Raw genomic sequence first — 15703 nt, 5'->3', positions numbered from 1 at the left:
TGTGGCCATGGTCGGACCGTGTTGTCGATGACAGCCCGGCCGATCGTCGAGGCGACCCTGCCGGGGCGCTCGCCCGGGACGAGGTCTACTGGCTGATGGCGTATGCGCTGATCAACCACGAGCGCGGAGGCTACCCGGCGAGCGTGCCGGGGCCGGCGATCCTGCGCTCGGCCGGGGTGACGCCGCCGGCCGAGGCGAGACAGGACGGCCTCGCGCCGCGGGTCCGGAAGCCGATCAGCGCGCTGCTCCGGCCCGGCTGACCAGCACGATCATCACCACGGTGGCGGCGACGTCGAGCTCGACCAGCACCGCGCGCGGGCCCAGGAACAGGCCGAGGAACGGCATGGCCAGGAACGTGGCGACGCAGAGCGCCGACACGGTCGGGAACGGGCAGGGCGCCGCGCTCATCCGCCGGGCGAACCCCGGGTCGGTCGCGTGGAGCTGCTGTTCGATGTCCGCGAGGGCGCGGCGGTCCTTCTCCTCCAGCATGCCGTCCCCCATCCGGACATAAGAGGAATAGCCGATCTGCCACGACTTAATGCGCAAGAAGCCTATAACAGAGGGTGAGCAGTAGATCTCCGTATGCGCAGTCGAGGAGTCTGGATGACCACCGTCGCCCCGAGGCCCACCCCGATCAGGCCTCATCCGGTCCGCCGGCAGGTGAGAGGGTCGGCACTGGCCCGGACCCTGCGCACCACCGATGCGAAGCAGATCGGGATCATGTACATGGTCACCTCGATCATCTTCTATGTCATCGGTGGCATCATGGCCTTGCTGATCCGGGCCGAACTGGCCCGGCCGGGCATGCAGTTCCTGTCACCGGAGCAGTACAACCAGCTCTTCACCATGCACGGCACGGCGATGCTGCTGTTCTTCGCGACGCCGATCGTGTTCGCGTTCGGCAACTTCGTGGTGCCGATCCAGATCGGTGCGCCCGACGTCGCGTTCCCACGGCTGAACGCGTTCGCGTACTGGCTGTACCTGTTCGGCACGCTGACCGCCATGACCGGTTTCGTCATGCCGGGCGGCGCGGCCGACTTCGGCTGGTTCGCCTACACCCCGCTGAGCGACTCGCTGCACTCGCCCGGCATCGGCGGCAACGCCTGGGTGGTCGGCCTGGCCATCTCCGGTCTCGGCACGATCCTCGGCTCGGTCAACCTGATCACCACGATCCTGACCCTGCGCGCGCCCGGCATGACCATGTTCCGGATGCCGATCATGACGTGGAACATGCTGGTCACCGCACTGCTCGCGATCATGGTGTTCCCGTTCCTGGCGGCCGCGCTCTTCGCGCTCGCCGCCGACCGGGTGATCGGCGCGCACGTGTTCGACGTGGAGACCGGCGGCCCGATGCTCTGGCAGCACCTGTTCTGGTTCTTCGGCCACCCCGAGGTCTACATCATCGCCCTGCCGTTCTTCGGCATCATCACCGAGGTCATTCCGGTCTTCAGCCGCAAACCGCTCTTCGGCTACAAGGGTCTGGTCGCCGCCACCATCGCGATCGCCGCGCTGTCGATGAGCGTGTGGGCGCACCACATGTATGCGACCGGTCAGGTGCTGCTGCCGTTCTTCAGCTTCCTCACGTTCATGATCGGCGTGCCGACCGGCATGAAGTTCTTCACCTGGATCGGCACCATGTGGCGCGGCCAGGTCAGTTTCGAGACGCCGATGCTGTTCGCGGTCGGCTTCCTGGTCACGTTCCTGTTCGGCGGCCTGTCCGGCATCATTCTGGCCTCGCCGCCGATGGACTTCCACGTCTCCGACTCGTACTTCGTGGTCGCCCACTTCCACTACGTGCTCTTCGGCACGATCGTGTTCGCGGTCTTCTCCGGCATCTATTTCTGGTTCCCGAAGATGTTCGGCCGGATGCTCGACGAACGCCTCGGCAAACTGCACTTCTGGCTCACGTTCATCGGATTCCACACCACATTCCTCGTGCAGCACTGGGTCGGCACGAAAGGCATGCCGCGCCGCTACGCGGACTACCTGCCCACCGACGGCTTCACCGGGCTGAACACCATCTCGTCGATCGGCTCGTTCATCCTGGGCGCGGCCACGCTGCCGTTCCTCTACAACGTGTGGCGCTCCTACAAGATCGGCACGCTGGTCACCGTCGACGACCCGTGGGGGCACGGCAACTCGCTGGAATGGGCCACGAGCAGCCCGCCGCCGCTGCGCAACTTCGACAAGATGCCGCGGATCCGATCGGAACGGCCCGCCTTCGACCTGAAATTCCCGCATCTCGCCGCCGGGGAACAATCACTGGCCGGGCCGCCCGAGGGCGGTGCGCGGCCGCTCAGCCGGGAATCGGACGGCGGGGCGACCTACGCCGAGGACATCGCCGCCGATCGCGACCGCAAGAAGAAAAAACGCTGACCGATCCGGCATCAGGCCGCCCACCCGCTTCCAGCGGGTGGGCGGCCGTCAGGTCAAGGCCCTTCGCGCGTACGCCGCAAGCCGCTCTTGACGCCGAAAGCTCCTGGGGAGCGGGTCGTCAGCCCGTGTAGTCCGTGCCACACGTCTTGGCGGTGGTGCCCGGCGACAGGAACGCCATCGCGTCGAAGGCGACATCGATGGTGCCGTTGGCCGAATCGTCATCGTTGGTCAGCTGGAAGCGAGCGCCCGGCGACAGTGTGTAAGTCCCGAGATTCACCCACTTGTCGACGCCGTTGGTGTCCTGATTGATCTTGCAGGTGGCGCTGCCGACCGACGCGGCCGTCGCACTGTTGTAGTAGTAGTACTGCGCGTTGGTCACCTGCCCGCCGTGGCTCGGGAGATGGACGATGACGTCGTACTTGGCCGCGCCCGCCTTCAGGTTCGGTGTCCACGCCCCGACCACCCGGTGATAGGCCTTCCGGGACGCCGGATAGGTGTGGGTGAACCACATGTGACCTTGATAGCCGGCACCGAGCTGGTGCAGGTCGATCTGAGCGGTGAGCGCGAGGCTGTTCTCGTAGGTCTGGACGGAACCGTCCGCGTTGACATGGGGAACGTCACCGGCCGGGGAGCCCACCCGCAGAGCGAACTTTCCGCCGGTCGCCTCGCCCGGGCAGCCGAGCACGTTGTACGAGCCGTTCGCCGTCTCCGGCGGCCCGTTGATCGCGCCCGGCACAGCGGCGGAGTCGGGTAGATCGTCGACCACCGTGGCGGTGACCCCGCTGGGAACCTTCAGCTTCCCACAATCCTTGGGATAGGTTCGCTCCGTGGCCGGCTCCGGGTCACTGTGGGTGAACAGCAGCCTCTCAGTGGCACAAGCACTCGGGCAGTCGGTCCAGTTCCTGCTGCCGTGCCACCAGCACGCGTCGCTGTTCGCGGGACATGGATTGCTCTGGTTCGCATAGTCGCACGCCTGACCGACGGCATTGCAGAACAGCGAGTAGCGAACAGAGGGGTGATCAGCCGGCAGATCCAGGTGAGAAGGCACCACGGGCGCGGTGCCGAACGTCGGCGTCAGGTACTTCGGCGCGGGCAGCCCGTCGATCCACTGCCACTGCGGCCGCTCGGCCCACCCCATGATCCGCTCCTGGTACGGCCAGTCGCCCGGATGCGAGGCGTCGTCGAGCGAGCCCCGGAGGAAGGGATCCCGGTTGTACGGATACCGCGGGTTCGCCGGGTTGTTCAGCCAGCCCAAACCCCAGTTCGTCCCCTGCTGGCCCGGCATGTAGATACCGGTGTTGTAGCCCCAGGCGGCGAGATACCAGTTCTCGATGTAGTGCGGGTCGCCGCCGTTGACCGTCATGCCGAGCGCGTTCAGCTGCTTCCATTTGTCGACCAGAACGTACAGGGATGCGGCGATGTTCGCGGCGTAGTCGGTAGCGGCCGCCACCTGCTGAGCCTTGGAGAGAACCACTTCGGTGTCCTCGGCCCGCATGCCGGTGGTCACCTGGCCGATGCCGTAGCCGCAGTCCGTGTTGTCGTAGTTGATGCTGTCGATGTCGGTGTTTCGGTTGCCGTAGTAGTCCGACACCAGCGGGTTACCGGCGTCACCCGGAACAGCGTGCCAGCTGGCCTGTGCCTCGTTGGTCTCCTGGGCAAGAATCGCCAGCATCAACTGGGCCGGCACCGCCACGGACGTGTCCGGGTACGGGAAGAGGTCCTGCGGCCGGTACCCGGGCAACCGGGTGTTCAGGTAGGTGTCCGGGCGCAGCACGTCGAGCCGGTTGTGGACAGCCAGGTCGACAGCCCATTCCACCTGCCGGACGTCCGGCTGCGGAACCTGACGGTTGAGCTGGTTGCGCTCGACTGCGCAGGACGGCTTGGCCACCGCCCCCACCGGGCCGACGCCCAGGGTCGTCACGGCCGGCGCGGCAGCCCGCGAGACCGCAGCGGCACTGGGGGTCTCCGACGGAACCGTGACCGGGGTGATCGTCCCGGTCGCTACGCGGCCACTGTGCAGCGCCCTGACCGCGATGTCCACGTGGTCGTCGGCCTCGACCGACGCCGATCCCTGCGTGACCTGCCGGCTCGCCGCACGCTGCAACAGCAGGTGACCCTTGGTCGAGACCGCCTCCACACCGGTGTCGCTGGCGACCGTCACCAGGTCGGCCTTGCCGCTGGCATGCAGCCCGGAGACGTCGCCGATCAGCGCGTTACGCCCGCCGGCCAGCCCTTCGAGCTGCAACCGGGTGCGAGGCGCGGAGCCGAGCTCGGTCACCTTCGTCTTGTCGTAACGCCACGCCAACGCCTTCTCGTCCACCACGGTGAGCACGTCGACAGAGCCTTGCGCGGTCGCACGGACGGCGAAGGGACGCCCTGTCACGGTGGCCACCGAGCGGGCGACGCCCGCGTCGTCGACGCGGACCAGCCGGCCGCGCACGATGCCGTAGTCGGTGGTGGCCGACGCAGTCGGCGAGGTCAGCTGGGCGTCCACCCGGCGTGTACTGAGCACTCGGCCGCTGGCCGCGTCGACGGCCAGCAGGTCCGTCTGCTCATCATTGTCACCGACCGATCGGGTCAGCAGCACCCGGTCGGTCGGGCCGCACGCGGGGTTGAAATAGGCGATCTCCACCCCGCCGGTGATCTCGTGCACCTGTCCGGTCGCCATGTCCACGACCGCGGCGAAGCCGCCGGATCGGACGAGCGCGGGCTTGTTGAGGGCGACGGCCGGGGCGTACACCGCGACGACGTATTTACCGGAGCCGGTCACACAGGTGTAACCGGTGAACGAGCCGAGACCGGTCAGGTTCGTGCCCAGGCTGGCCAGCGTCTTCCACTCGTACGCGTCCTTCTCCCGCGCAATCATGACGTGGAAGCCGCCGGCGTCGCCGACACCCTTCGCGATCACGTCACCGGATTCGCGGTACCCGCTGCCGAGCGCCGATGCCGGGTCCGGAAGCTTTCCCCGGCTGCCGGTCAGATGCACGTGCCCGTCGTCCTTCGGCGCGGCCTGAGCCGGACCGGCCGAGCCGACCACGGTGGCCAGCGCGGCCGCCGCCATGAATGCCACACCGGCTCGCAGCCGCTGGCCCCGTCGCATGATTCTCCTCGCCTTGGCCATGGCTCGCCTCACGTCCACAACGTGCAGAAACTGCCCGTGTCCGACTGTTTGTTGGTGTAGGGGTCCGGGTCGGTGTACGGGGGCGGCTCGTTCAGGATGTAGCAGGCCTTCAGGGAATAGTCCCAGTCCAGGAGCGTGCTCACCTGCACCGTGCTGCTGACACCGATGGTCTTGGCGGACAACGCGCGGCCCCCGTTCTGCGGCATGTAGAGCGGGAGCAGCGCGTGGAGCTGAGCGGTGCCACCGGGGTCGGGGATGACCATCTCGGCATAAGCCGCGTGGCAGGTGCTGGAATAGCGGATGGTGAGCACTGCACGGTCGCTGCTGCCGGACTGGAAATAGGGCACGAACGTCCCGCAGCCGCTGACCACAGTGGTGTCGAACGGGCTCTTGCCGTCGCAGGCGGCACCGAAGCAGGGCGGCGCGGCAAGGGCGGGTTGATCCATCAGGATTGTCGGCACGGTGCCGGCCAGCACGGCGACGGCTACCCAGGCCAGGCGCCTGAACAGGCGATTCACGTCTTTCCTCCCCGTGGCCGCCGTTCGACCGGTTTGTCAAGATCACGGCAGGACCGAGGAGACGGTAGACGCACCGTCAGGCTTGGATCAATGTGAATATTTTCTCACGTTCTGGCATTGCTTTCATCGCGTCGCATCTATTACATCATCGAGTAATGGATCTTCGAGAACTAGATACTCAGGAGGGTCCCGTGCCGGTCTCGCAAACGGGGACGGCCCGGGCCGTCCTGCTGGCCAGCATCCTCGCCGTCTCCGTCGGCACGCTCACTGCCTGCGGTGACGACCCGGCGCATCCGGCCGCAGGGCCTGCGTCCTCGGCGGTCACACCGTCGGTCACACCGTCATTGGGCGGCGAAGCAAGCGGCGCAGCCACGATCCCCGGAACCATCGGCGGTGCTGCCACCGCCGGTACCACCGGCACGACTCCGTCGGGCGCCGTGGCCCCGAGCGCGGGCAGCACGGATTCGCAGGTGTGGAATTTTGCCGCCGTCCCCGGCGCCTCAGCGGCACCGATCACCGGCACGCTGGCGGCGAAGTGGAAACTGACCCGGGCCAACCAGACGACAATGGGCCGGTACGTGGAATCGATCTACTACGCGGGCTCGGCCGACCTGAACAAGGGCCGGTCGATCCGCGTGCAGCTCGACGTCGGCGCCACCGACGGACTGCCGCATTACGTCAGTTGCATGGGCGGTGGCCCGGGCGTCGACCGCACCCGGGACACGGCGGCGCGCGACTTCGTCGAGGAGTGCTTCCAGGCGGTCGTGCCGCCGGCTGAGCGCGCGAAGTTCCAGGAGTGGTTCGACACGTCGTTCAGCAAAACCGGCTCGACCCGGTACCACTACAGCGGTACAGGATTCGGCTCCTCGCTGTTGCTGACGGACAACTGGATCAACGTGGAGATGGTCGGCCATGACCCGAAGGCCGCCCCCGACTCCACGCCGCTAGGTCAGTAGTACCTGATATGCGGTAGTTCATCAACAGTTGTAAGTATTCCTCCAGATTGATACGGTCCGGTCGCACGGGGGAGATCGTCTTCGGTGGCCGCGACGGATACGCGGTCACCCGGTTCCGCACGCCACTGTCGCGTCGGCACTGCTCCGGCCGCTGTCAGTCCGGTATCGGGAGGCACCATGCCATCGAAGAGAGGCAGAGCATCGGCTCTGCTCGCGGCCATAGCAGTGGGGGTGCCGCTGGGACTCTCCGGGCCGGTCGCCGCCGCCCCGTCGCCCCAGCCCACCGCCACGCCCGCCAAGCCCGCCACTCCGGTGGCTCGGCCGGCCGTCCCTGAACCCGACAAGACCCTGCGCAGCGGCTGGCGCAGCTCGGCCGACCGGGCGGTGACGGTCGCCGGTGACCTCGACGGCCTGCACGTGCTGGCCGCAACCGAGAGATCCGGATACTCCTGGAACACCGTGGCCACACTGTCCGAGCCGGGAGTCGATACCAGCCAGTGGATCGGGCAGGCCTGCACCACTGGCTCCGGGCAGCGGGCGGTGGTCGTCTACGCCCCGGTCGAGGCGTCCAACCATCCCGACCGGATGGAGAGCGGCGGTTTTGTCGCGACCGTCGATCTGACCACCGGAACGGTGCACAAACTCGGCCTCCGCGCCTCGCTGGCCTACTACAACCCGGGCTGCGGCAGCGGCGAGACCGCCGTGATCACCGCTCAGCAGACCACTGATTCCGGCATCGACTCCACGCTCACGGTCGTCGACGCGGCCCGCGGCAAAGCCGGACGCAGCCAGAAGATCCGCAAGCAGATCAGCTCGGCCGTGCCCTACCAGGACGGGATCGCGGCAGTCGACGGCAACCAGCTGATCAGCCTCGGCTCGACCGGTGCCCGGCGCAACCTGACCACCGCCGACGGCAGCCCGCTGCGCCTGCACCCGGACCTCGACGGCGGCCTCGGCTACGAGGTCGTGAACGGTTCGGATACTCAGGTACGGCGCCTCGCCGGAGGCAAGAGCGCACTGCTCGGGCACGGCGCCGGCGGGGATGTCCAGCTCCAAGCCGCGGGCGGACGGGTCTTCGTCATCGGACAGAGGGCCGACCAGGTCACACTGCCCAAGGCCAAGAGCTGGAAGCGCGTCCCAGCCGCCGCGGACTCGGACATCTCGACCACGGGCGAACTGGCCGTCACCTCGGCCCGGTCGACCGCGACCGCGCGGCCCGGCGGCGGACAGACCCTGATCGCGGCCGATGTCACTGCGACGGCCAAGCCGGTGAGCTTCGCGGTCAACCCGTCGTCCGTGACCGACACCGACGGTGCCGCACCCGCGCCCGGGACGACCGGCACCAGCTCGTCCGGTCCGATCGCGCCCAAGTCCTCACTGGCCACTGTGGACCCGGCCACTGTGCCCTGGGACCCCGACCGCGGCTGCGCGGTGGCTCGCAACGACCCGAGCATGATGACCTACCAGGCCACCTCCCAGCAGGTCGAGTGGGCGGCCGACCTGGCGGTCAAGGGCCAGCTGATGGTGTCCCGGCCGGCCAACTGGGAGGGTTCCGGCATGCCCTCGACCTGGCAGCCGCAAGCCCTGTTCCCGCTGCACCCGCTGCTCGGCGGCGGGCACGTCCCGGTGCAGGTGCTGCTCGGCGTGCTAGCTCAGGAGTCGAACACGATGATGGCCAGCCCCCATGCGGTCGACGGCGAACGCGGGAATTTCAACCAGGGCGGCTTCTACGGTGACACGATCACGTTCAGCAAGGTCGACTGCGGGTACGGTGTCGGCCAGGTGACCTCAGGCATGGCAGTGGCCGACGGCACGAGGAGCTACACGGCGCTGCAGCAGCAGGCGATCGCCACCGACTACGCGTCCAACATCGCCGCCTCGCTGAATATCTTGATCGACAAGTGGAACACGCTCTACCAGATGGGCGTCAAGCTGAACGGCGGCGACCCGCAATTCATCGAGAACTGGTGGTTCGCCCTCTGGGCCTACAACTCCGGCATCCAGCCGGCCACCGCCGACCTCGGGAACACCACCGGCTGCTCGCCCGGGCCATCCTGCACCGACTCGGCCGGTTACTGGGGGCTCGGCTGGAGCAACAACCCGGCCAACCCGAACTACCCGGCCGACCGCAAGGCGTTCCACCTCTCCGACGACGACGCCAAGGTACCCAACCACTGGTCGTACCCGGAGCGGGTGCTGGGTTGGGCGGCCCGTCCGGTGGCCCGCTACGACTACATCAACCAGACCTGGCGGGCGGCATTCGTGCCTGGTGTCTGGGGCGGTTCCAGCCCGTGGCTGCCGAGCAACCTGAACCTGTTCTGCGTCACGACCACCAACCACTGCCTGCCCAACAGTGTCAACGACAACTTCGGGCACCCGGGCGCGGGCACCTGCCAGCTGGCGAACCTGCACTGCTGGTGGCACGTGGCCCAGACGTACGGGAGCGACACGACCTGCGCGACGGTATGCGGCCGGGAGAACGCCACCTACCAGGCCGGTGACGCCGAGCCGCAGGGCGTCCGTGTGTACCCGCCGGACTGCCTGATGGACGGCCTGCACTCGGCGGCCGTCGTGGACGACACCACGGTCACCAGCGACCTGTGCACCAAGGCCTGGACCGACCAGGGCAGCTTCAGTTTCAGCTTCAACAATCTGAAGAACACGACGTGCACTACCAAGTGCGTCATCTACCAGGGCAAGATTGACCTGCACCAACTCGGCTCCGGCTTCGGCGGGCACTTCTGGTTCACCCACACGAACTCCTTCCAGCGGGTGACCGGAACCTGGAGGCCGCCCGCGTCGAGGACCGGCTGGACCCGGATCAAGGTGCACGTCCCGGAGATCCACGGAGCGACCACCCGAGAAGCCGACTACATCATCAACCTGGGCAACGGCGAGACCCGGCACCGGATCGTCAACCAGTACTGGAAGCAGAACGAGTGGATCGACCTGGGCTCGTTCAACCTCTCCGCCGGTGCCTCGGTGTCACTGAGTGACTCGACCAAGAACGTCCCGGTCAGCCGGGTCGACCGCGGCGACATCTCCTGGGACGCGATGGCTTTCATTCCCACCTCGAGCCCGACGGCGAACTACGTGGCGCTCGGCGACTCCTACTCCTCCGGCGAGAGTGTGGCGCCTTACGAGCCGGACACCACTCTGGACGACGACAACTGTCACCGCTCGGACGGCGGCGCCTACGCCTATCAGATCCGCACACCCGGCCACTCGTCGTCGATCGCCCTGGAAGCGGCCGGCGGCACCGCGAACTTCCACCTCCTGGCCTGCAGCGGGGCCCAGTCCGTCGATCTGACGCAGGACTCCGTCGACACCACCAACACCTGGAACACCCAGTGGGGTTACGTCCAGAACTACCACTACAACGAAGTCAACCAGATCGACGACTCGGGCTGGCTCGACCGGGACACCACCCTGGTGACGGTGAGCATCGGCGGCAACGACGTCGGCTTCGGTGACATCGTCAAGGGATGCCTGCCACCCGTGATCAAGAACTGCCTGGCGTCCGATTTCAAGCTGCCTCGCGAGTTGGGGGACGAGGGCAAGAAGGTGACAGTGGTCGACCCCGAGCCGCTCATCACCTATGAGCCGAAGCTGGTTGTCGCCCTGCGCAGTCACTTGGTCTCGGTTTACCAGGCAATCCATACCCACGCTCCGAACGCTCAGGTGGTCGTGGTCGGCTATCCGGCCCTGTTCGACCGGAACGACGGGTACTGCAGTCTGTACTCGCCGGACAAGCAAAAGTGGATGAACGACCTCGCGGAACAAGTCAAGACAACGACCCTGAACGCCATCACGGACACCAAGGCCGCGTATCCCGGGCTCGATATTCGGTTCGCCGACCCGGATGCGGCGTTCGACGGGCACCACCCGTGCGACTCCGACGCCTATCTCCACGCGATCGAGCCCCTCGACCAGGCCTCCTCCTTCCATCCCAACGACAAGGGGCACGTCGCCTACGGGAAAGTCGTCAACGACGTGCTGAACTGAACCAGCGATGAGAGAAGGACGACGGGTGCGACGGCTACGACCGCCGGCCGCCGCGGCGACCGCCGCCGCGGTGGGGTACGTGCTGGTCTGGTTCGGAGTCTCGGTGCTGCTCGCGATGCAGGATCGCGTCGACTGGGGCATCTACGACCTGACCATCTTTGTCGGCTACCTCGTCGGGCTACCACTCGTCGGATGGGCGTTGCTCGGGCTGCTCCGGGTGCGCCCGGCCTGGCCGGTGGCATTCCTCGCCCCCGTCGTCCTCGTCGTGCTCCTGGACGTCGTCCAGCCGTTCAGCGGTGACCATGTCGCCATGGCCAACGCTCTGCTCGCGGCGGCGGCCTACGCGGTCTCCGCAGCCGCGGTGACCGTTGTCGCCGAATGGTTCAAGCGGCGATTCGGCTGACTTGACAGCAATTCACGGATCATTTGCCACGAGATTTTTTTTCTCGCTGCAAACCTCGACTTGAGCAAGTCCTTAAGATACTTTTCTGCTTGTCGAAGAATCCACCGGTCACGGGGAGAATTACATGTCTTATCAGAAATTCCGCGGATGGGTGCGTGCGCTTACGGTGGCCGCCACCGCAGCCACAATGGTCGGCGTCGCGCCGGTTTCCGCGCACGCCGAGACCACCCTCCTGCCCGGGTGGGACCTGCCCGCCACGGTGAGCACGCAGGCCGACGGCTCGATCCTGGCCGAGGTGGATCCCGCCGCGCTGGCCGCGAAGTCCACGACGTTCACCACGCTGGCGACCACCGGATGCGGCTCCACCTGCGACGGCAAGGACCCGAACAACTACAAGTACGCTGGTGCGACCTGCGCCGCGGACGCGACCACGGTCCGAGCCGTCTATGAGCCCGGGGGCACCTACGCCGGCGTCGAGTTGCGCTACAGCCCGCGCTGCCGCACCGCCTGGGCCCGCTGGTCGAACAACGCGCAGCTCCTCAGCTCGATCTCGCTGTACAACTACACCTCCAGCGGCACCGAGCGCCTGCACTACATCCTGGACGGGCTGGATCGCGCGAGCCAGGCCTGGGGACCGATGGTGAACGACGCGGGCTACCTTTCCAAGGCCTGCTATTTCTACTACGACGGCGGCAGCACCGCGAACCCGTACTACACCATCTGCACCACCAAATACTGATTGACGACTATGTAAAACTGACCGCCCACCTGCTTCCGGCAGGTGGGCGGCAGTCCCTCTTTCAAACCCGATTTGCGCGTACGTCGTGAGCCGCCCGCTCCCAGCGATACGTCACGCGAAAGCGGCGACCTTCTCGGGGGTCACGATCCAGAGGATGCGCTCGATGCCGCCCTCCGCGGCGACCACCGTCATCACGCCCTGCAGAACCCCGTCCCGGCGCAGCACTGCCGACGTCTCGCCGTTCGTCGCGACCCAGTCGACCTCGATGCCCTCCCAATACCAGGCCAGCGCGCCGAAGAATTTCGTGACCCGCTCGACACCGAGGACCGGGATCCGGGCGACCCTGACCGCGCCGTTGCCGTCCGAGTAACTGGCGACATCGGCGGCGAAAAGGCGTTCCAGCGCGGTCATGTCACCGGTGCGGGCAGCCGCGACGAACTTGGTGAGCAGATCCTTCTGTGCCTCCGGGGCGACCCTGGTCTTCCGCTCACCGGCGACGTGTTTACGGGCGCGACTGACCAATTGCCGGACGGCGGGTTCGGTCGACCGGAGAATGTCGGCGATCTGCCCGTACGGATAATCGAAAGCCTCACGCAGCACGTAGGCCGCGCGTTCGCTCGGCGTCAGTTTCTCCATCAGCAGCAGAGCCGCGAACGCGAGCGCCTCCCCACGCTCGGCCCCCAGATAGGGATCGGCGCTGGTGTCGACCGGCTCGGGCAGCCACGGGCCGACATAGGTCTCCCGGCGAACCCGCGCGGACTGCAGCGCATTGATCGCCATCCGGGTCGTGGTGGTGGCCAGGAACGCGGCCGGACTCCGCACGGAGGCGCGATCGTAGGCCTGCCAGCGCAGCCACACATCCTGCACCAGATCCTCGGCTTCGCTCGCACTGCCCAGCATCCGATAGGCGATGCCGAACAGCCGCGGCCGCACCTCGGTGAAGATGCGTGCTGCCTCGTCGAGATCGTCCGCAGTGCGCGCTTTCGAATCCGTCACCGCTCCCCCGTTCCGCCGTGTCCGCCCGAGCCATCGTGGCCGTTTTCATTCGATCCCACAGCGAATCGAGGTGTCCGTCACAGGTTGGACGGCGGCGCTCTCCACCGGTGTCGGGCGGCGGCTTTCTCCGCAGTCAGGCCGGCTCGTTCCGACCCTCAGGCGGCGGCTTTCTCCGCAGCCAGGCCGGCTCGCTCCGCCAATCAAGCGGCGGCTCTCTCCACCAGTCGCGCGATGCGGGACACCCCTTCGGGGAGATCAACGTCGCTCAGCGCATACGAGAAACGGAAGTAACCCGGCGTGCCGAACGCCTCCCCGGGCACCACCGCGACCTCCGCCTCGTCGAGAACAAAATTCGCGAGCTCGGCCGACGTGCCCGGCAGCCGGCCGCGCCCGAGCAGGCCCTTCACCGACGGGTAAAGGAATGGAACTTCGCATCGCCGTACACCAAATGCTGGTAAATCTCGTCGGTGACGACGAAAAGATTGTGCTCGACGGCCCAGTCGCCGATTTCTTGCAACTGCTCGCGTGAATAAACTGCGCCCGTCGGATTCGACGGAGAACACATCAACAACAATTTGGTACGCGGGGTTCGCGCGGCCTCGAGCTGGTCGGCGCTCACCAGATACCCGGTCGACTCGTCGGTGTTCACCGCGACCGGGACACCCCCGGCCAGTTGCACCGCCTCCGGATAGGTCGTCCAGTAGGGAGCCGGGATCAGCACCTCGTCACCCAGGTCGAGAAGCGCGGCAAAAGCCTGGTAGACGCCCTGCTTCCCGCCATTCGTGACGATCACCTGGGACGGCTCGACCGGGTGCGCGGACACCGCCGCGATCGCCTCACGCAGCGCGGGCTGGCCGGCGGCCGGCGTGTACTTGTGCGAGCGCGGGTCACGGCACGCCTCGACGGCCGCCTCCACGATGTAATCCGGGGTGGGGAAATCAGGCTCACCGGCCCCGAAACCGATGACCGGGCGGCCGGCGGCGCGCAGGGCCTTCGCCCTCGCGTCCACGGCCAGGGTTGCGGATTCAGCGATGCTGGAGATTCGCTCAGAAATACGGCGCATAGGCTGATCCTGCCAGCTTTCACGGCGTACGGGAAAGTCAATAAAATCTTTTGAATTGCCTTTCCGGTACGACATTATTCGCGGCCGTGGGGATAATGGACGGGTGGAGATGCGTTTCGCCCGCGCCGAGGACGGCGTCACGATCGGTTACCAGATGTTCGGGCAGGGCCCGGTGCTGGTGTGGATGCCGTCGCTAAGCAACATCTCCGCGCAGTGGCGGATTCCGGCGTTGCGCGCGGCCTACGAAAGGCTCGCCCGGGACATGACGGTCGTGCTCTACGACGGGCGCGGAATGGGCGCGTCGGATCGGCGGATCGACCTCGCCGACCTCGGTGTCGACGCGCACCTGCGGGACCTGCGGGCCGTTCTCGACGACGCCGGAATTCGCAGCGCGTCCCTTCTGGGGTATTACCACGCGACGGCCACGGCCATCGCCTTCGCGGCGCGGGAACCGGAACGGGTCGAACGACTGGTGCTGTTCGGTGGCGCCGCCCGGATGCGGGAAGCAATGCGGCCGGCTCAGACGCAGGCGTTGTTGTCGCTGGTCGAGCAGGATTGGGGCCTGTTCGCGGACGCGGTGGCGACAGCGTGGCTGGGATGGGATTCGGCGCCGTCCGGGCGGTGGACGGCGGAAGCGTTCCGGACGGCGACCACCGCGGCGGTTGCCCGGGCGTGGTTCTCGGCGGCGGAGGAAATCGATGTGACCGGGGAATTGGCGTCGGTTCGGGCGCCGGTTCTGGTATTGCACCGGCAGAGCCAGGAACAGATTCCGGTGGAGGTTTTCCGGCGGCTCGCGGACGGTTTGCCGGATGCCCGGCTGGTGGAGTTGGCAGGGGCTACGCCGACGTTGTTCATGGAGGATGCGGCTCGGGACACCAGGTTGGTGACCGATTTTGTCCTCTCCGGGCGCGTGTCCTACGGCGATTCCTGGGTTGCCGGGACCGGCGGTCTTACTGTGCGTGACATCCCTGCGGTGGACGGATTCGCGGGGCCGGGCGGCTTCCCTGCGCGGGACGGGGTCGATGCACTAGATGAGTAAGTCCTAACTGAGGTCAGTGGTCATACGCGATTAGTGACCTGGTCAGAGGCTGTCCGGTTGCCCGGTTGTGCCAGATAGCTGCGGTCATGGCGAGGAGGCGTTGGGCGATGCGGGCGCCGACGCCTTCGATGCTGCGGCCTCCGTGCAGTTCGAGGTCGAGTTGACCTTTAAGGGTGTCGTTGACTGATTCGATGAGCTGGCGAACGGGCTTGAGCAGGTGTTCTCCGGGGTGCGGAGCCCGGTTGCGGTATGAGGGTCGCAGTAGCCGGGCTCCGCGTTCAGCCAGCCATCGGTCGAGTTCAGCGGAGACGTAGCCCTTATCCGCGATGATCAGCTGCCCTGGCCGGGATGCGAGCAGATCGGGATCTTCCTCCAGCGCCGCGGCCAAGACCTGACGCTCATCGGTTTTCGCAGTGGCCAGCGACCAGGCGATCGGTAGTCCTGCGGGCGTGCAGATCAGATGCAGGCGCAGGCCCCAGAAGAACCG

At 66.9% G+C, this 15703-nt stretch carries 14 protein-coding genes; 7 read left to right on the top strand and 7 right to left on the bottom strand.

The features are described 5' to 3' along the window. The first annotated feature begins 95 nt into the window (after positions 1-95). Entirely contained in the window at positions 96-260 is a 165-nt protein-coding gene (locus ACH442_RS32655) for a hypothetical protein (RefSeq protein WP_396341992.1), read from the top strand. Here ACH442_RS32655 and ACH442_RS32650 read toward each other — a convergent pair. After that, positions 235-546 (bottom strand): DUF3040 domain-containing protein, encoded by a 312-nt coding sequence (locus ACH442_RS32650; RefSeq protein WP_396341991.1) that lies wholly within the window; start codon positions 544-546, stop codon positions 235-237. The genes ACH442_RS32655 and ACH442_RS32650 overlap by 26 nt on opposite strands. Positions 547-603: 57 nt before the next feature. Here ACH442_RS32650 and ctaD point away from each other — a divergent pair, with 57 nt between their 5' ends. Further along, the gene (gene ctaD, locus ACH442_RS32645) at positions 604-2376 is read left to right on the top strand and encodes a cytochrome c oxidase subunit I (protein ID WP_396341990.1); all 1773 of its coding nucleotides are present in this window, start codon (positions 604-606) and stop codon (positions 2374-2376) included. Between the two features lie 118 nt (positions 2377-2494). Here ctaD and ACH442_RS32640 read toward each other — a convergent pair whose 3' ends face one another. Then, positions 2495-5476: a hypothetical protein gene (locus tag ACH442_RS32640; protein ID WP_396341989.1), complete on the bottom strand. Its 2982-nt coding sequence runs from the start codon at positions 5474-5476 to the stop codon at positions 2495-2497. A gap of 29 nt (positions 5477-5505) precedes the next feature. Continuing rightward, positions 5506-6015 carry a DUF2690 domain-containing protein gene (locus ACH442_RS32635; RefSeq protein ID WP_396341988.1) on the bottom strand — a complete coding sequence of 170 codons (510 nt, stop codon included), beginning with the start codon at positions 6013-6015 and terminating at the stop codon, positions 5506-5508. A gap of 191 nt (positions 6016-6206) precedes the next feature. On the opposite strand from ACH442_RS32635, the gene ACH442_RS32630 reads away from it, so the two are divergent. The 4 genes from ACH442_RS32630 (at position 6207) to ACH442_RS32615 (ending at position 12118) form a co-directional block, all read left to right on the top strand. Further along, positions 6207-6971 carry a hypothetical protein gene (locus tag ACH442_RS32630; protein ID WP_396341987.1) on the top strand — a complete coding sequence of 255 codons (765 nt, stop codon included), beginning with the start codon at positions 6207-6209 and terminating at the stop codon, positions 6969-6971. Between the two features lie 177 nt (positions 6972-7148). Further along, positions 7149-10976 (top strand): GDSL-type esterase/lipase family protein, encoded by a 3828-nt coding sequence (locus ACH442_RS32625; RefSeq protein WP_396341986.1) that lies wholly within the window; start codon positions 7149-7151, stop codon positions 10974-10976. 25 nt (positions 10977-11001) lie between these two features. Continuing rightward, complete coding sequence (locus ACH442_RS32620; RefSeq protein WP_396341985.1) at positions 11002-11379, top strand: hypothetical protein; 378 nt, start codon at positions 11002-11004, stop codon at positions 11377-11379. 124 nt (positions 11380-11503) lie between these two features. Next, positions 11504-12118, top strand: coding sequence for a DUF2690 domain-containing protein (locus tag ACH442_RS32615; protein WP_396341984.1), 615 nt, complete (start codon positions 11504-11506; stop codon positions 12116-12118). A gap of 111 nt (positions 12119-12229) precedes the next feature. Here the strand turns inward: ACH442_RS32615 and ACH442_RS32610 are convergent, their stop codons facing one another. From ACH442_RS32610 to ACH442_RS32600, 3 genes are all read right to left on the bottom strand, one after another. Next, positions 12230-13114, bottom strand: coding sequence for an RNA polymerase sigma-70 factor (locus tag ACH442_RS32610; RefSeq protein ID WP_396341983.1), 885 nt, complete (start codon positions 13112-13114; stop codon positions 12230-12232). A gap of 200 nt (positions 13115-13314) precedes the next feature. Then, the gene (locus ACH442_RS32605) at positions 13315-13521 is read right to left on the bottom strand and encodes an aminotransferase class I/II-fold pyridoxal phosphate-dependent enzyme (protein ID WP_396341982.1); all 207 of its coding nucleotides are present in this window, start codon (positions 13519-13521) and stop codon (positions 13315-13317) included. Continuing rightward, the gene (locus ACH442_RS32600; protein ID WP_396341981.1) at positions 13518-14252 is read right to left on the bottom strand and encodes an aminotransferase class I/II-fold pyridoxal phosphate-dependent enzyme; all 735 of its coding nucleotides are present in this window, start codon (positions 14250-14252) and stop codon (positions 13518-13520) included. Before ACH442_RS32600 ends, ACH442_RS32605 begins: the two co-directional genes overlap by 4 nt. Here ACH442_RS32600 and ACH442_RS32595 point away from each other — a divergent pair. Then, positions 14233-15216: an alpha/beta fold hydrolase gene (locus tag ACH442_RS32595; RefSeq protein WP_396341980.1), complete on the top strand. Its 984-nt coding sequence runs from the start codon at positions 14233-14235 to the stop codon at positions 15214-15216. The two genes, ACH442_RS32600 and ACH442_RS32595, sit on opposite strands and share 20 nt — an antisense overlap. A gap of 13 nt (positions 15217-15229) precedes the next feature. On the opposite strand, the gene ACH442_RS32590 is transcribed toward ACH442_RS32595, so the two are convergent. Next, on the bottom strand, positions 15230-15703 hold a 474-nt coding region (locus tag ACH442_RS32590), incomplete at its 5' end, for a transposase (protein WP_396341979.1).

It is taken from the genome of Actinoplanes sp. NPDC020271, assembly GCF_044388125.1.
GTDB lineage: Bacteria > Actinomycetota > Actinomycetes > Mycobacteriales > Micromonosporaceae > Actinoplanes.
The sequence above is the reverse complement of the archived record's forward strand: the minus strand, read 5'-3'. Positions and strand labels throughout refer to the sequence as shown.